General features: G+C 71.3%; 15 protein-coding genes and 1 tRNA gene. 11 read left to right on the forward strand and 5 right to left on the reverse strand.

Features of this window, described 5'->3' with window-relative positions:
- Positions 1 to 178 precede the first annotated feature (178 nt).
- Positions 179 to 1,159, forward strand: coding sequence for an AraC family transcriptional regulator (locus EW117_RS27875; RefSeq protein WP_129789990.1), 981 nt, complete (start codon positions 179 to 181; stop codon positions 1,157 to 1,159).
- Between the two features lie 29 nt (positions 1,160 to 1,188).
- Here EW117_RS27875 and EW117_RS27880 read toward each other — a convergent pair whose 3' ends face one another.
- From EW117_RS27880 to EW117_RS27900, 5 genes are all read right to left on the reverse strand, one after another.
- Entirely contained in the window at positions 1,189 to 2,352 is a 1,164-nt protein-coding gene (locus tag EW117_RS27880) for an aminotransferase class I/II-fold pyridoxal phosphate-dependent enzyme (RefSeq protein ID WP_129789991.1), read from the reverse strand.
- A 109-nt stretch (positions 2,353 to 2,461) separates the two neighbouring features.
- A complete protein-coding gene (locus EW117_RS27885; RefSeq protein WP_129789992.1) occupies positions 2,462 to 2,698 on the reverse strand; it encodes a hypothetical protein in 237 nt (78 codons plus the stop codon).
- Positions 2,699 to 3,018: 320 nt separating this feature from the next.
- Positions 3,019 to 3,795 carry an alpha/beta fold hydrolase gene (locus tag EW117_RS27890; RefSeq protein ID WP_165362900.1) on the reverse strand — a complete coding sequence of 259 codons (777 nt, stop codon included), beginning with the start codon at positions 3,793 to 3,795 and terminating at the stop codon, positions 3,019 to 3,021.
- Positions 3,796 to 3,911: 116 nt separating this feature from the next.
- A tRNA-Leu gene (locus tag EW117_RS27895) sits at positions 3,912 to 3,999 on the reverse strand.
- Positions 4,000 to 4,138: 139 nt separating this feature from the next.
- Positions 4,139 to 4,942: an NAD(P)H-binding protein gene (locus tag EW117_RS27900; protein ID WP_129789994.1), complete on the reverse strand. Its 804-nt coding sequence runs from the start codon at positions 4,940 to 4,942 to the stop codon at positions 4,139 to 4,141.
- A 110-nt stretch (positions 4,943 to 5,052) separates the two neighbouring features.
- Here EW117_RS27900 and EW117_RS27905 point away from each other — a divergent pair, with 110 nt between their 5' ends.
- The 10 genes from EW117_RS27905 to mltG all read left to right on the forward strand — a co-directional run bounded on the left by EW117_RS27905 (position 5,053) and on the right by mltG (position 16,061).
- Positions 5,053 to 6,312: an AI-2E family transporter gene (locus EW117_RS27905; protein WP_242504615.1), complete on the forward strand. Its 1,260-nt coding sequence runs from the start codon at positions 5,053 to 5,055 to the stop codon at positions 6,310 to 6,312.
- A complete protein-coding gene (locus EW117_RS27910) occupies positions 6,299 to 7,510 on the forward strand; it encodes an AI-2E family transporter (protein ID WP_242504616.1) in 1,212 nt (403 codons plus the stop codon). The genes EW117_RS27905 and EW117_RS27910 overlap by 14 nt, the downstream gene beginning before the upstream one ends.
- A 40-nt stretch (positions 7,511 to 7,550) precedes the next feature.
- The gene (locus EW117_RS27915; protein WP_129789995.1) at positions 7,551 to 8,201 is read left to right on the forward strand and encodes a GNAT family N-acetyltransferase; all 651 of its coding nucleotides are present in this window, start codon (positions 7,551 to 7,553) and stop codon (positions 8,199 to 8,201) included.
- A gap of 9 nt (positions 8,202 to 8,210) precedes the next feature.
- Complete coding sequence (locus EW117_RS27920; protein WP_129789996.1) at positions 8,211 to 9,653, forward strand: replication-associated recombination protein A; 1,443 nt, start codon at positions 8,211 to 8,213, stop codon at positions 9,651 to 9,653.
- A 213-nt stretch (positions 9,654 to 9,866) separates the two neighbouring features.
- Positions 9,867 to 10,493 carry a 30S ribosomal protein S4 gene (rpsD, locus tag EW117_RS27925; protein WP_129789997.1) on the forward strand — a complete coding sequence of 209 codons (627 nt, stop codon included), beginning with the start codon at positions 9,867 to 9,869 and terminating at the stop codon, positions 10,491 to 10,493.
- Between the two features lie 252 nt (positions 10,494 to 10,745).
- Positions 10,746 to 11,150 (forward strand): DUF948 domain-containing protein, encoded by a 405-nt coding sequence (locus EW117_RS27930; RefSeq protein WP_129789998.1) that lies wholly within the window; start codon positions 10,746 to 10,748, stop codon positions 11,148 to 11,150.
- On the forward strand, positions 11,147 to 11,401 hold the full coding sequence (locus tag EW117_RS27935; protein ID WP_129789999.1) for a hypothetical protein: 255 nt from the start codon (positions 11,147 to 11,149) through the stop codon (positions 11,399 to 11,401). The genes EW117_RS27930 and EW117_RS27935 overlap by 4 nt, the downstream gene beginning before the upstream one ends.
- A 170-nt stretch (positions 11,402 to 11,571) precedes the next feature.
- Entirely contained in the window at positions 11,572 to 14,265 is a 2,694-nt protein-coding gene (gene alaS, locus EW117_RS27940) for an alanine--tRNA ligase (protein ID WP_129790000.1), read from the forward strand.
- 101 nt (positions 14,266 to 14,366) lie between these two features.
- Complete coding sequence (gene ruvX, locus EW117_RS27945; protein ID WP_242504619.1) at positions 14,367 to 14,888, forward strand: Holliday junction resolvase RuvX; 522 nt, start codon at positions 14,367 to 14,369, stop codon at positions 14,886 to 14,888.
- A gap of 36 nt (positions 14,889 to 14,924) precedes the next feature.
- Positions 14,925 to 16,061: an endolytic transglycosylase MltG gene (gene mltG, locus EW117_RS27950; protein WP_129790002.1), complete on the forward strand. Its 1,137-nt coding sequence runs from the start codon at positions 14,925 to 14,927 to the stop codon at positions 16,059 to 16,061.
- The last annotated feature ends 255 nt before the right edge of the window (positions 16,062 to 16,316 follow it).

Genomic DNA, 16,316 nt, shown 5'->3' on the forward strand with positions numbered 1-16,316 from the left:
TGAGCGGAGGGTGCGAGCATCGTGCCTGGTCAAGGCATTTGGTTGTCCGTTCACAAGATGCCGGGTGTTTCACCCTGACGTCGTTAGCGGGAGGTGCACGATCTCTTGACGCTCCGTGCACAGGACGGTGAACACGAGCCGGCACCTGCTGGCCTGACCACGGCGTACGCTCGGTGCCATGATCGACACCGTGCTCGACAACGCGCACGTGGCCATCGCCGACCGGTTCGCCCACCTTCGCGAGCTGATGTCCCGAGTGGCCGTACCCATGGAGATCAGCGCTACAGACCACACCGAGCTCATGCTGTTCCAGCGGGACCTCCACCTGGGCGAGGTCCGGATGTGGTCGATGAAGTTCCAGCCCCTGGCCTTCCACCGCACGGCCCAACTTGTCAGATGGGCCGATCCCGAGACCTACAACATCTGCGTGCCCCAGAACGGAGAGATGACCTACGCCGCGGACCGGCGGGAAGTCACCTACGGTCCGGGAGAGCTCCTCGTGCACGACTCGTCACGACCGTTCGGCCTCCGCGGGAGCAGCGTCAGCGGGCCGGTGACCTGCGTCGGGATCGAGATTCCGAAGGCTGCGGTCGGCCTGCCACGCGACCGGGCCGACCAGGTGGCCGGACTGCGCATACCCGGGCGGGAAGGGATGGGCGCGCTGCTCGCCACGGTCCTCACCCACCTGACCGCCAACAGTGATCTCTATCAGCCTGCCCACGCTCCTCGGCTCGCCGCCGTGGCGAGCGGCCTCGTGTCGGCGTTGTTCTCCCAAGTCCTCGACGACGGCACGAGCACGCGACGGCCCGAGTCACACCGCCAGACCCTGACCCTGCAGATCAGGGCGTACATCCGCGAGCACCTGAACGATCCCGAGCTGACGCGGGAGGCGATCGCCGCCGCCCATCACATCTCGACCAGGTATCTCCACCGCTTGTTCCAGGAGGACGGCACCGGAGTCATGGCGTGGATCCGGCAACAACGCCTCGAGCACGCTCGCCGCGACCTCGCCGACCCGGAATGGAACGCGGTACCCATTCACCAGATCGCGGCCAGGTGGGGCTTCACCCACCACGCCGACTTCACCCGCGCCTTCGGCAACGCCCACGGCGTACCGCCGAGCGAATACCGCCGGCTGGCGCAGACCGGCGCCCGCTGAGGCGAGCTCACCGAGCACGACCTGTGAGCTCAGCCGGCTCCGAGGTCGCGCAGGGCGGGCAGCGCCCGCTCGAGCATGGCCGTCGTGGCGGTCAGGCTGATCCGGAAGTGGTCGGGGCGGTTGAACACCGTTCCCGGCAGCACGAACACACCGCGTTCGGTGAGTGCGGCGACGAAGGCGGCGGCGTCGCCGCCCGGGGCGACGCCCCACAGGTAGAAGGCGCCTTCCGGGACGGTGAGCGCGTATCCCGCCTCGCCGAGCGCACCCACCATGAGGTCGCGTCGTCGTTCGAGCTCGGCCAGGTCGATCGAGACAGTCTCCAGGGCTGGCACCGCGTACTGCATCAGCGCATCGGGGAAGCCCCAGCCGAGTCCCATCTGGAGCGGGAGCAGAGCGGCGCGCAGCTCGTCGCGGTCCGCCTGGGGGATCAGGGGTGAGAGCGCGAGGTAGCCGAGGCGCTGGCCGGGAGCGAGCAGCACCTTCCCGTAGCTGTAGTCGATCAGGGCCCACGGGTAGCAGGCTGCGGGGCTCGTGAAGCCGATGCCGTCGAACCGGATGCGCCGGTACGGCTCGTCGGACAGCAGCCAGATCCGCCGGCCGTTGCGCACCGACGCCGCCTCGAGCGCCGCGGCGAGCTCGACCAGCCGGTCCTTGGCGTAGACGCGGCCGGTGGGGTTCGCGGGCGAGTTCACGACGACGATGCGGGTGCGCGGCGTGATAGCCCGCGCGATGGCCTCGACGTCCAGGTCGAAGTCCGCCGCGAGCGGCGCCCGGACCGGGACCAGGTCGGCGGCGCGCAGCATCGGGGCGTAGAACCAGCCCGGCTCCGGGATCACCACCTCGTCGCCGGCGTCGGCGACCAGCCGGAACGCGAGCGCGATGGCGCCGAACGCGCCCTGGGTCATGGCGATGTCGTCCGGCTCAAACGGTAGGCCGAGCTCGCCTCGCAGGCCGGTGGCGATCGTCTCCTGGGCCGGGGCGAGGCTGGTCTTGTAGGCGAACCAGTCCTCGGCGCGGGGCTCGACGTTCGCGCGTAGGGCGTCGACGAGCCCGGGCAGCGGCATCTCGTGCGGGTCGCCGAACGTCAGGTCGACGACGTCGGGCTGCCCGTCCATCGCGCGCAACGAGAGGAAGAACGACGTGACGGGCTCGATGGCGTCACCTGCCGCGCGTGCCCGGGCTGACAGCTCCATGTTGTGGGTCCCCTCGCCAGACGCCGTCCGAGCTCGGACGTTCTCCATGATGCTCCCGAACCGGCCGGTGCAACACCCGCGGGTCCGTCCCCTCCGGCGCCTACCGCGCTCACGGCTCGGCGCGCCAGGGCGCGATGCAGGATGTCGAGCTCGTCGACCAGCCGGGCGTCGTCCTGCCGGGTGCCACGGGGTGCTGCAGCGTTCGTTCGGTGAGGGCGGCCCGCCGCCGCTCGGCCCGGACCTGGTTGCGGCCGGCGGAGCCTGCGGAGGAGGCGCGCGTGCCGTCGGCTCCCACCGATGCCGCGCCCTCGGAGGCGGCGCCGGTCCCGTCCGCCCCGGCAGACACCGCGTCCGAGCCGACCGCTGGCCCTTCGCCGGCACCCTCCCCGACTTTTCCTGGCGAGCCGAAGCCGGCACCCACCGACCAGGCGGAGCCGCGTCCGGTGCCGTCCGTTCCCGGGAAGCCGTCCCGCAGCTGGCTGTCACCGGCAGAGCCACCCTGTAGGATCCGTAGCAGTCTTCCGGCGCCTTGCGGTGCCGGCGGGTCCGAATGAGACAGCGGACTGCGAGCGGCTCCCAGCCTCCACAGCTGGGAGTCGCTCGTCTTTTGTCCGGCCCGGCACCCGGGCTGTCTCGTTGGCCCCCGCCGCCGCGGTCGCGCCGCCGTCAGGCGGGGAGCAGTTCCTGGGGCAGCGGCGCGCCGGCCACGGCGGCGCGCACCATGGCGGTGAACAGGTCGGGCCGTTCGCCGTTCCAGGCGTGGCCGACCCCCGGTGCGAGCCTGGCCTGCCCGGCGGGGAACGCGTCGGCGATCCGGGACTGGGAGCGCCGGGTCAGGTCGTGCTCCCGTTCGCCGGCGACCGCCAGGAGGGGGACGGGCGAGGCGCCCGCGTCCACCGGGACCCGGTAGTCGAGCGCCTCGTCGCTCGCGCGCCGGAACGCCCGCGGGCTGGTGGTGCGCGCGGCTGCCGTGTACCCGGGGAGATCGGCCTCGGGAACGCGCAGGGCGCGGGCGTTCGCGCGAACGACCGGGCCCCAGGACATGACGGGGGTGATCAGCGCGGACAAGACCCGTAGCCGGCCGCTGCCGGGCAGGGGCAGGACATTGACGCCGCTGACCAGCGCGCTCGAGACCGTCCGAGGTGCGGTGGCGGCAAGGTGCAGGGTGACGTACCCGCCGAGCGACAGGCCGACCACGTGTGCGCGTCCGTCCGTGGTGCGTTCCGCGACGAGGTCGGCGACGAGGGAGGCGGTATCGGCGAGCGACGTCCAGGGGACCGCTCTGCTGCGGCCGTGTCCGGGCAGGTCGAGGACCAGGAGCCGGAGCTCGTTCGAGAGCGCGGCGATCTGTCTGGTCCACATCCAGCCGGTCGTCCCGACACCGTGGAGCAGTACCACCGGTGGCGCGTCTGACGGCCCGAACTCGTCCACGGTGAGGGTCACGGGCGGATCGTCCCACGGGTCGTGGCCTCCTCGTCGAGACGAGGCGGCACCGGCGCTCGCACGGGCAAACAAGAATGACGCGGGACATCGACGAACGATGTCCCGCGTCATCTGAATGGTGTCCGGAGGGGGACTTGAACCCCCACGCCCGATAAAGGGCACTAGCACCTCAAGCTAGCGCGTCTGCCATTCCGCCACCCGGACAGGTCGACCGATCCCGGCGTTTCCGCCGTTCCGGTGCGGGGAAAAACATAGCACGCAGGGCGGGTCGGTTCCGAATCGAAAACCGTGTGACCTGGGTCGCGTGGGTGGCGGGCGGGCAAGTGGGTCAGCCACGGGCAGGTCAGCGGAAGGTGTCGGCGTTTGCCGTGGCCCACTGCTCGAACGTCGTCGCCGGTGAGCCGGTCACGCCAGCGATCGTCGTGGTGGCCAACTGCGGGTTGTCGGCCATGCCGGCGAAGCCCTCGAGGTACCACCTGGCGTACTCGCCCATGGCCGGCTCGAGCGCCTCGGCGGCCTCGTCCAGCGAGACCTGCCGGAAGGTCAGCTCCCTGCCCAGGGCCACCCCGAGCCGGCGTGCCCGCTCGGCACGCGTCATCGTCTCGGGGCCGGTGAGGGTGTGGATCTGCCCCTCGTGGCCCTCCTCCAGCAGCACGGCGGCGGCGACGCGGGCTATGTCGTCCATCGCGACCGGTGCGTTGGCCGCGTCCGGGTAGGGCTCGCGCACCTCGCCCGTCGTCCGGACCTGGTCGGCCCAGACTGCCGTGTTCTCGACGAACTCGCCCGCGTAGAGATGGGTCCACGCGAGCCCCGACGCCTCGACCGCCCGGGCGATGGGCTGCCAGTCGGTGGTCTCGTCCCCGGACAGGTCCACGATGTGCCGGACGCCGGCCTCGCGGGCCAGCCGGACGACGTCGGCCACCGTCTCCAGGACCGGGGCAAGGTAGACCCGGTCCACCCCGGCGAACGCCGCGGGCAGGGTCTCCGGTCTGCGCAGATACCCCTTGGCGACCTCCACGCCGTCGGGCAGCTTCGCCCGGACGGGATTGGTGGTCAAGGCGCGGACGTCGTCGGCTCCGCGGGCGAGCAGGTGGTCGACGACCATGCGGCCGATGTTTCCCGTGGCTCCGGTCACCAGAATCTTCATGCCGCCACGGTAGGTTCTCGGCAGGCTCGCACGCCTATGAAAAGTTGTCGAGAGAAGCGGCCTCCCGCTAACGTCCGCTTGGACAATTCGCCCAAAACAAAATTTGGAGCATGGTGATGACGGCTGACGCGCCGACGGTAGCGCCGACGACAGCGGCGGAGTCGCCGACCACCGGGTCGAACACCGGGTCGACCACCGGGCAGCTGACCACCCCGGAGCCCGCCGCCCAGCAGCCGGCGGCCGCGTCCACCTTCGGCGCACCATGGATCCGGTCCACGGGTGACCTGGCCTGGAAGCTGGTCGGCATCGCGCTCGCCGTGGCTCTCGTGTTCTACGTGGTGAGCCTGGTCCAGCTGGTCTTCGTCGCCCTGTTCCTCGCCCTCGTGTTCACGACGGTGCTGCTGCCGCTCGGGGACCTCTACGACCGGGTGATGCCGCGCGGGCTGGCCATGGCGGCGTCCCTGCTGACCGCGGTGCTCGCCGTCGGCGGGCTGGTCACGTACGTAGTGTCCTCGGTGGTCAGCCGCTGGGAGGAGCTCGCGACCGAGTTCGGCACCGGCCTCACCGACCTGGCCGTGCTCGTCACCGACATTCCGGTCCTGGCAGGCCTGGGCACGCCCACCGACTGGCTGAGGGACGGCGGCGCCTGGCTCCAGGCGAACGCCGGCTCGTACGCGGGCACCGCCGCCGAGAGCGCCGGATCCATCGCGGAGGGCGCGACCGCCGTCGTGCTGGCGATCTTCTGCACGGTGTTCTTCCTGACCCAGGGGCACCGGATGTGGAGCTGGGCCCTGTCCCTGGTTCCCGCAGACCGGCACGACCGCTGGCAGACCGCCGCGAGCGCCGGCTGGACCGCGTTCTCCGGGTTCACGCGCGGCATGTTCTTCGTCGCGCTGGCGGACGGCGCGCTGGCCGGGATCTTCCTCACCGTCGTCGGCGTGCCGCTGGCGCTCCCGCTGTCGGTGGTCGTGTTCCTGGGGGCGTTCATCCCGATGATCGGACCCGTCGCGGCCATCGTGATCAGCGCACTTGTGGCCCTGGCCGCCCAGGGCCCGGTGCTGGCGCTGGTGGTGCTGATCGGCATGGTCGTCGTGGCGCAGATCGACGCGAACGTGCTGCAGCCGCTGATCACCGGCAAGCAGGTCTCGCTGCACCCCGTCGTGATGGCGCTCGTGGTCGCCGCCGGCTCGGTGCTGGGCGGCCTGCTCGGCGCGGTCGTCGCCGTCCCGCTCACCGCGGTGACGTGGGCGGTGTTCAGCACGCTCCGCAGGACGGCGCTCGAGGCGGCGACGCAGGGCACGACAGCGCAGGACACAGCGACACAGGGCGCGACGAGACAGGGCATCCCGCCCGCCCATGAGGCAGACTGACTCGGTGCCCGACCCCGCACCACGCACCGACGTCGCGCACCGCGACCCGGCGCCGAACTCGTCCGCGCCACCGGCCTGGCTACGTACCTCCGCCGGCTGGTCGTGGCGCCTGATCGTGCTCGTAGCCGGCATCGCCCTGGTGTTCTGGGCGGTCACGCAGGTGCTGATCGCCTTCGTGGCGGTGTTCCTGGCGCTGGTCATGACGGCGGTGCTGAACCCGCTGACCGACCTCTACGGCCGGGTCATGCCCCGCGCGCTGGCGACGGCGGCGGCCATCCTTTCCGGAATACTCGTCATCGGCGGCCTCCTGACCTACGTCATCGTGTCGGTCGCGGGCCAGTGGGAACGGCTCGCGGGGGAGTTCAACACCGGCATCGACCAGATCGTCGACCTGATCGAGAACAACCCGTTCCCGGTCAACGTCGAGGTCGACACCCGCGACCAGTGGATCGACGACGCCGCCAACTGGATCCAGGAGAACTCCCAGACGCTCGTCAGCCGCGCCGCCGAGAGCGCCGGCTCGATCGTCGAGGGCGTCGCCGTCCTGGTGCTCGCGATCTTCTGCACCATCTTCTTCCTCGCGTCGGGCGCCTCGATGTGGCGCTGGTTCATGTCCGAGGTGCCGGCCCGCACCCGGGTTCGGTGGCAGGCCGTCGCGGGCGCCGGGTGGTACACGTTCTCGGGCTACACGCGCGGCATCGTGCTCGTCGCGATCAGCAACGGCATCCTGGCGGGGATCTTCCTGTCCATCCTCGGCGTGCCGCTTGCGGCGCCGCTGGCCGTGCTGGTGTTCATCGGCACGTTCATCCCGCTGATCGGCGCGCCGCTGGCCATGATCATCGCGGCGGTGGTGGCGCTCGCCGCCGACGGCCTGCTGACCGCCCTGATCGTCACGCTCGGCATCGCCGGCATCGGGCAGCTCGAAGGGCACGTGCTGCAGCCGCTGATCATGGGCAAGCAGGTCTCGCTGCACCCCGTGGTGGTCGCCCTGGGCGTCACGTGCGGCACGGTGGTGGGCGGCATCCTCGGCGCGATCATCGCCGTCCCGCTCATCGCGGTGGCCTGGTCGGTGTTCAGCACCCTGCGCAAGCGCCCTGAGGCGGTGCCGCCCGGCACGGACGACGACGTCGGCCTGCCCGACGACCGCGTCCCGGACGACCGCGTCCCCGACGACCCTGCCGCCTCCCCGAAAACGTAAAACTGCAGGTCGGGACCTATTTCTGTGGCACCATCGAGGGATGGAACCGTTCGTTCTGGCCTCGGAGCACGTCCGCCTGTCCGTCCCGACGTACGCGGACGTCGATGCGATCACCTCGGCCTGCCAGGACTCCGCGGTCGCGGAGTGGACGGTGGTGCCGGTGCCGTACGAGCACCGGCACGCCGAGGGTTTCGTGCGCTACCACGTCGCCGACGGCTGGGCCAACGGCTCGGTCTACACATGGGCGGTGCGCGCGCCGGGCGACGCCGACGGGCCGCTGCTCGGCATGGTCGGGCTCACGTGCGAGGGCAACCCGGGTGAGGAGCGCGCGGGCGAGCTCGGTTTCTGGATGGCGCCGGACGCCCGCGGCGGCGGCCGGTGCACCGAGGCGTCTCGGCTCGTCGTGGACTGGGCGCTGGACCCCGCGGGGCTGGGGCTGTCGGTGGTGACATGGGTGGCGTACGTCGGCAACTGGGCGTCCCGCCGAGTGGCCTGGCGCCTCGGCTTCCGCGTGGAGGCCACCCTGCGCAAGCACGGGCTGCAGCGCGGCATCCGGCGCGACGCCTGGGTGGGCACCGTCCTGCCGGGCGACCCGCGCGAGCCCAACGAGCCGTGGCCGGCCGACGCGCCGCACACCCAGCTGCAGTGCGCGGACGGGAGCGTGGACCGGAGTGTCAGTGGGCATCCGTAGGCTGGGGTGGTGTTCGACGACTTGTTCAGTACGGTGACGACCGACACGGCGGGTACTCCGACCGCCCGGGCGTCGTCGCCCCTCGCCGTGCGCATGCGCCCGGCCACTATCGACGAGATAGCCGGGCAGGAGCACCTGCTGGTGCCCGGGTCGCCGCTGCGCCGGCTCATCGAACCGGGCGGGGGCGGGCGCGCCGCGCCGTCGTCGGTCATTCTCTGGGGGCCGCCCGGCACCGGCAAGACCACCCTCGCCTACCTCGTCGCCACCGTGTCCGGACGCCGCTTCGTGGAGCTGAGCGCCGTCACCGCCGGCGTCAAGGACGTCCGCCAGGTCGTCGAGGACGCCCGTCGCCGCCTCGCCACCGGCGGCGACGAGACCGTGCTGTTCGTCGACGAGGTGCACCGCTTCTCCAAGTCGCAGCAGGACGCGCTCCTGCCCAGCGTCGAGAACCGGTGGGTCACCCTCGTGGCCGCGACCACCGAGAACCCCAGCTTCTCCGTGAACTCGCCGCTGCTGTCCCGCTCGCTGCTGCTCACCCTCCGGCCGCTGGAGACCGAGCACGTCCGCGAGCTCGTCCTGCGCGCCGTGACCGACGAGCGCGGCCTCGGTGGTTCCGTAGAGCTCGACGACGAGGCCACCGAGCACCTGCTGCGGCTCTCCGGCGGAGACGCCCGCAAGGCCCTCACCGTCCTGGAGGCCGCGGCCGGCGCCGTGCTGTCGGACGGCGTGCTGTCGGACGGCGTGCTGTCGGACGGCGTGCTGTCGGACGGCGTGCTGTCGGATGGCGACCACGAGGACACCCCGAAGATCGGCCTGGCCGACGTCGAACGCGCCGTCGACGTCGCCGCCGTCCGCTACGACCGCGACGGCGACCAGCACTACGACGTCATCTCCGCGTTCATCAAGTCCATCCGCGGGTCCGACGTCGACGCCGCGCTGCACTATCTCGCCCGCATGGTGGCCGCCGGCGAGGACCCGCGGTTCATCGCCCGGCGCCTGGTCATCTCCGCCGCCGAGGACGTCGGCATGGCCGACCCCTCTGCCCTCCAGACCGCCGTCGCAGCGGCCCAGGCCGTACAGCTCATCGGCATGCCCGAGGGGCGCATCGTGCTCGCCGAGGCCGTGGTCCACCTGGCCACCGCACCCAAGTCGAACGCCGCCTACCTCGGCGTCGACGCGGCGCTCGCGGACGTGCGGGCCGGGCGGATCGGCACGGTGCCGCCGCACCTGCGCGACGCGCACTACGCGGGCGCGAAGCAGATGGGCCACGGCGACGGCTACCGGTACGCGCACGACTGGCCGAACGGCGTCGCGCCGCAGCAGTACCTGCCGGACGTCCTGGCGGGCTCGCGCTACTACGACCCGAGCGACCGCGGCTACGAGCGGCAGGTGTCGGAACGGCTGGAGCGCATCCGGGGGATCCTCGGCAGCGCAGAGCCGAAGCAGCAGTGACGGGACCCACGGCGAGCCGTAGCGCTGACGTGCGGTAAGATACTCAGGTTGCCCATGGCAGCTCCCTGGGACCTCGGCCCCGTGAACGTGATGGTCAGATCCGCGATCCGATCACCTCGCTCCATCGGCTGGTCCCGCACCCGGTGTGGTTCCCCTCGTGGGCGTGCCGTGTCCGGGTGTGACCTTTTTCGTTACTACAGGACAGGAAACACAGTGACTTCTGTGACCCGCTCGCGCCGCCAGGTGCGCCTGAGCCGCAAGCTGGGCCTCGCGCTCACGCCCAAGGCCGTCAAGCACTTCGAGAAGCGCCCCTACCCGCCCGGCGAGCACGGCCGTGCCCGCCGTCGCACCGAGTCGGACTACGCGGTGCGTCTGCGCGAGAAGCAGCGTCTGCGCGCGCAGTACATGCTCCGCGAGAAGCAGCTCCTCAAGGTGTACGAGAACGCCCGCAAGCAGGCCGGCCTGACCGGTGAGGTCATGGTCGAGGACCTCGAGACGCGTCTCGACTCGCTCGTCCTGCGCGCCGGTTTCGGCCGCACCATCCTGCAGGCGCGCCAGCACGTGACGCACCGCCACATCCTCGTGGACGGCAAGATCGTGGACCGCCCCTCGTTCCGCGTGAAGCCGGGCCAGACCATCCAGGTCAAGCCGAAGAGCCAGGCGACCGTGCCGTTCCAGGTCGCCGCCGCGGGCGCGCACCGCGACGTGCTGCCGACCCTGCCGGGCTACCTGGACGTCCAGCTCGAGAAGCTGTCGGCCACGCTCACCCGCCAGCCGAAGCGCTCCGAGGTCCCCGTGACCTGCGACGTGCAGATGGTCGTCGAGTACTACGCTCGCTGATCCGTCAGCGCAGCACCCCCAGGACGCCCCGTCCGCGCCTCGGCGCAGGCGGGGCGTCCTGTCGTTAGGTCTCGGGCGCCCTGGCGAGAACGGGGTTGTGTACGCATCGGACCCGCGCCGGAACACGACCCCGTTCTCGACGCACCGTCGCGACGGGCGGGTCGAGCGGCGGCGTCCGGGATAGGGTGACGAACGACTCTTCGGCGGCCATCGGCGCCGTCCACCAGTGGACTTCTCGGCAAGGAGTAACGCATGACCCTCGGCGACCTCGGAGACGTGGCGGGACTGATCGCGGCGATCGCGTTCGTGCTCCTGGTGGGCTTCCTCGCCGTCCCCCTGTGGAAGCTGGGAAAACTCCTCGACGAGGCGCGCACGAGCGTCCGTGACGTCACCGAGCACTCGGTGCCGATCCTCGACGAGGCCGCGAGCACGGTCGCGTCCGCGAACACCCAGCTCGTCAAGGTCGACACGATCACCACGTCCGCGGCGTCGGTCAGCGAGAACGTGTCCGCGCTGACCGGCCTGTACGCGGCGACGCTCGGTCGCCCGCTCGTCAAGGTCGCCGCGTTCTCCTACGGCGTGCGCCAGGCGTTCGGCGGCGCGAGGGGCCGGGCGGGCAGGCACGCCGACCAGGACGCAACGGGGGCCGGCGCATGATCCGGCGGCTGTTCTGGGTGGGCGTCGGCGTCACCGTCACGGTCGTCGTGATCTACAAGGGCCGCCAGCTCGTCGCGCGCTACACGCCCGAGGCCGTCAGCGAACGCGCCGCGGCGGCGGTCGACGACGCCGGGGCGCGGCTGAACACCATGGCGCGCACGTTCCGGTCCGAGTTCTCCACCGCCCGCGCCGAGCGCGAGGCCGAGCTCATGGCGTCCCTGCGCGGCGAGCTCCCGGGCGACCGCCGGTAGCGAGCCCGGTAGGGCCGCTCTGCCAGATCATTCAGTTTCCGTCTGCCGCGCTCCGAGCGGCAGAATAGGCACGTGGTCACGCAAGGCTCCTTGCGCGACTCGTGCCGTCCCATTTCGCCCATCCCATTTCGTACGACGAGATACGACCGAGAAGAAGGATCACTGACCTCATGCGCACCGCCGAGATCCGCAAGCGTTGGCTCGACTACTTCGAAGCTCAGGGTCACGCGGTGGTGCCGTCTGCGTCGCTGATCTCGCCGGACCCCTCCACGCTGTTCACCATCGCGGGCATGGTGCCGTTCATCCCGTACATGACCGCGCAGCAGACGCCGCCGTGGAAGCGGGCCACGAGCGTGCAGAAGTGCGTGCGCACCCTCGACATCGAGGACGTCGGCAAGACGACGCGGCACGGCACGTTCTTCCAGATGAACGGCAACTTCTCGTTCGGCGACTACTTCAAGGCCGACGCCATCCGCATGGCCTGGGACTTCCTGACGGGCTCGCTCGACGACGGCAAGCTGGGCATCGACCCCGACAAGCTGTGGGTCACCGTCTACTACGAGGACGACGAGGCCCGGCAGCTCTGGAAGGACATCGTCGGCCTGCCCGACGAGCGCATCCAGGGGCTCGGCAAGAAGGACAACTACTGGTCCACGGGTCAGCCCGGCCCGGCCGGCCCGTGCTCGGAGATCTTCTACGACCGCGGCGCCGCCTACGGCCCCGACGGCGGCCCGCTGATCGACGAGGGCGGCGACCGCTTCGTCGAGATCTGGAACCTCGTGTTCATGCAGTACGAGATCGACGAGGTGAAGTCCAAGGAGGAGTTCCGCGTCCTCGGGGAGCTCGAGAACAAGAACATCGACACCGGCATGGGCCTTGAGCGTGTTGCCTTCCTGCTCCAGGGCAAGGACAACATGTACGAGATCGACGAGGTGTTCCCCGTCATCGAGGCCGCCGAGAAGCTCTCCGGCAAGAAGTACGGCGAGAACCACGACGACGACGTGCGCATGCGCGTCGTCGCCGACCACGTCCGCTCGGCCCTGATGATCATCGGCGACGGCGTGCGCCCCTCGAACGAGGGCCGCGGCTACGTGCTGCGCCGTCTGCTGCGCCGGTCCGTGCGTGCGATGCGCCTGCTCGGCGTCGACGGCCTCGCCCTGACGTCGCTGCTGCCGGTGTCCAAGGACGCCATGGCCCCGTCCTACCCGGAGCTCGCAGAAAACTTCGAGCAGATCTCGGCCGTCGCCTACGCCGAGGAGGAGGCCTTCCGGCGCACGCTCGCCTCGGGCACCACCATCCTGGACACCGCCGTCGCCAACCTCAAGAAGCAGGGCGGCACGGAGCTGGTGCTGCCCGGCGACGCCGCCTTCCAGCTGCACGACACGTACGGCTTCCCGATCGACCTCACCCTCGAGATGGCCGCCGAGCAGGGCGTCCACGTCGACGAGCAGGCCTTCCGCTCGCTCATGCAGGAGCAGCGCGCCCGCGCCCGCGCCGACGCCATCGCCAAGCGCACGGGCGGGGCCGACGTCGCCGCGTACGAGGCTTTGGAGAAGGAGCTGACGGCCCCAGTCGAGTTCCTCGGCTACACCCAGACCGACGCCTCCGTGCGCGTGACCGGCCTGCTGTCGGGCGGTGTGCCCGCCCCGGCCGTCACCGCCCCGGCCGAGGTCGAGGTGGTCCTGGACCGGACGCCGTTCTACGCCGAGGCCGGCGGCCAGCTCGCCGACCACGGCACGATCGTGCTCGACGCCGGCGCCACCATCGAGGTCGACGACGTGCAGCGCCCCATCAAGGGTCTGAGCGTGCACCGCGGCCGCCTCATCGAGGGCACCGTGGCGCTGGGTGACCCCGGCACCGCGCAGATCGACACGGCCCGCCGCAAGGCCATCAGCCGCGCCCACTCGGCCACGCACATGATCCACAAGGCGCTGCACGAGCTGGTCGGCCCGGACCGCACGCAGGCCGGTTCGGAGAACGCCCCGAGCCGGATCCGGTTCGACTTCCGCTCGCCGTCGGCCGTCTCGGCCTCCGCCCTGACGGAGATCGAGGAGCGCGTCAACGTGCGCCTCGCCGACAACCTCGAGGTCACCGACCAGCTCATGCCGATCGCCGAGGCCCGCGCCGCCGGCGCCATGGCGCTGTTCGGCGAGAAGTACGGCGACGTCGTGCGCGTGGTCTCGATCGGCGACGACTGGTCGCGCGAGCTGTGCGCCGGCACGCACGTCAAGCAGACCGGTCAGCTCGGCCGCGTGACCCTGCTCGGCGAGTCGTCGATCGGCTCGGGCGTGCGCCGCGTGGACGCCCTGGTCGGTGACGGCGCCTACGGCTTCCAGGCCCGGGAGCACGCTCTGGTCGGCCAGCTCACCGGCCTGCTCAACACGCGCCCGGAGGAGCTCCCCGACCGCGTGGGCTCGCTGGTGTCCCGCCTCAAGGAGGCCGAGAAGGAGCTCGCCACGATGCGTCAGGGCCAGCTCCTGGCCACGGCGGGCAAGCTCGCCGCCGAGGCCCCACGGGTCGGCGACGTCCGGGTCATCGCGCACGACGCCGGCGAGGCCCAGGCCGACGACCTGCGCGCCCTCGTGCTCGACGTGCGCTCGCGGCTCGGCGAGGCCGAGCCCGTCGTGGCCGCCGCCGGCGGCGTGTCGGGCGGCCGCCCCGTCGTGGTGGTCGTGACCAACGCCGCCGCTCGCGACGCCGGCTACAAGGCCGGCGACCTGGTCCGCACGGCGGCCCAGACGCTCGGTGGCGGTGGCGGCGGCAAGCCGGACATGGCCCAGGGCGGCGGCACCGACCCGGCCAAGCTGGGCGAGGCTCTGGCGGGTATCGCCGAGAGCGTGCGCCTGGCCGCCGTCGGCGCCTGACGCCGGTGCCTGCGGTGGTCGAGCCTGAGCCGGCCGAGTCCGAGCCAGCCGAGTCCGAGCCGGGCCTCCCTCGCGGGGCCCGGCTCGGGGTCGACGTCGGTATGGCCCGGATCGGGCTGGCCGCCAGCGACCCCGACGGCCTGGTCGCCACCCCGGTGGAGACCGTGCCGCGCGTGCTGGCGACGCCCGGCAAGGGCGGCAAGGGCAGCAGGACCGGCGGGGGCGGTCGGAGCGCTCAGGGCACGACCGCCGACGTGGCCCGGATCGTCGCCGAGGCGCAGGAGCGGTTCGCCGCCGTCCTCTACGTCGGGCTGCCCAGGCACCTGTCCGGCAAGGAGGGCGCGGCGACGGCCGACGCACGGGCCTTCGCGCGTCGCCTGGTCGTGGCCCTGGCGGAGGCGGGGGAGAACGCCGAGGTCCGGCTCGTGGACGAGCGGATGACCACCGTCACGGCCCATCAGGCGCTCCACGCGGCGGGGCGCAAAACCAAGAAGCACAGGTCCGTGATTGATCAGGCCGCAGCCGTTATCATTCTGCAATCTGCACTCGACGCGGAGCGGGCGAAGGGGGAGCGCGCCGGCGAGCTCGTCGAGGTGCAGACGGTGCACGACACGCACCAGTGACCCAGCCTCCCCCCAACGAAGGACAGTGAGTCTCCGGTGACGGACCTCTTCACGGCGCCCCCGCACAGGCAGGCAGAACCCGCTTTCCCCGAACCGAGGTCGAGCAGGCGAGCCCAGCGCCGACGCCGGCGCAACCGGCACGGCCGCTCCCTGGTCGTGCTGCTGGTCGCGCTCGTCCTGGTCGGCGGGTCCGGCTACGCCATCTGGATGAACCTCGACTCGCTGATGGGCCTGACCACCCCGCTCGAGTCCAAGGACTTCCCGGGCCCCGGCGGCGACCAGGTCAACGTCGAGATCCCCGAGGGCGCCACGGGCACCGTCATGGGCGAGGAGCTGTACGAGGCGGGCGTGGTCGCCAGCGTGCCGGCCTTCACCGCCGCGTTCGAGGCGAACCCGGAGTCGGTGCTGATCCGGCCGGGGACTCACACCATGCTGGAGGAGATGTCGGCGCGGGACGCCGTCGCGCTGCTCGTGAAGAACGAGACGGCGGACCTGCAGCTCACCATCCCCGAGGGCTACACCGTCGACCAGATCGTCGAACGCGCCGTCCAGGTCACGGGTCTGCCCGCCAAGGACTTCGAGGCGGCTCTGAAGCGTCCGGCCAAGATCGGCCTGCCGAAGGTCGCCGGGGGCGAGGCCGAGGGCTGGCTGTACCCCGACACGTACATGGTGAAGCCGAACGACAAGGCCTCCGGGCTGCTGTCGCAGATGGTGGACCGCACCACCAAGCTGCTGCGCCAGAAGGGCGTGGCCGACGCCGACCGGCAGTCCGTGCTCATCAAGGCATCGCTCGTGGAGCGGGAGGGCATGCACGCCGAGGACCGGCGGAAGATGGCGCGAGCGATCCAGAACCGCCTCGACGACGACATGGCGCTCCAGATCGACGCGGCCGTCGCCTACGGAGCCGACAAGCCGGGCACCGAGCTGACGCGGGACGACCTCAACAACTCGAAGAACCGCTACAACACGTACCAGCACGCAGGCCTGCCGCCGGGCCCGATCGCCAATCCGGGCGCGGACTCGATCGATGCCGTCCTCAACCCGACGCCGGGCGACTGGAAGTTCTGGGTGACGGTCAACCTCGACACCGGGGAGACCAAGTTCGCCGAGACCCAGCCGGAGCACGAGCAGTACGTCCAGGAACTGCGCGACTGGCAGGCCGCGAACGGGTGAATTCGCAGGTCGTGCGGGCTCCTGACGGCGCAGCGCGGCGAATACCGGGAGTTGGCAGTGAATGCGCCGATCGGGGTAGCGTTCGCGGCACCCGGGCTGTGATGCGATCGTGACATGCGATTGCGGTGCCATAGGCCCGGTTGGTGACCAGGCGTGGATCGACGTGATCCAGGCAGCGCAGAGGACGGAGCGAGCGTGACCGAGGCCCTTCCGGGAGTGAATTATCAGGGGCCACCGCGGCACGCGAGCGGTTCT

This window comes from Promicromonospora panici, from assembly GCF_900608595.1.
GTDB classification, from domain to species: domain Bacteria; phylum Actinomycetota; class Actinomycetes; order Actinomycetales; family Cellulomonadaceae; genus Promicromonospora; species Promicromonospora panici.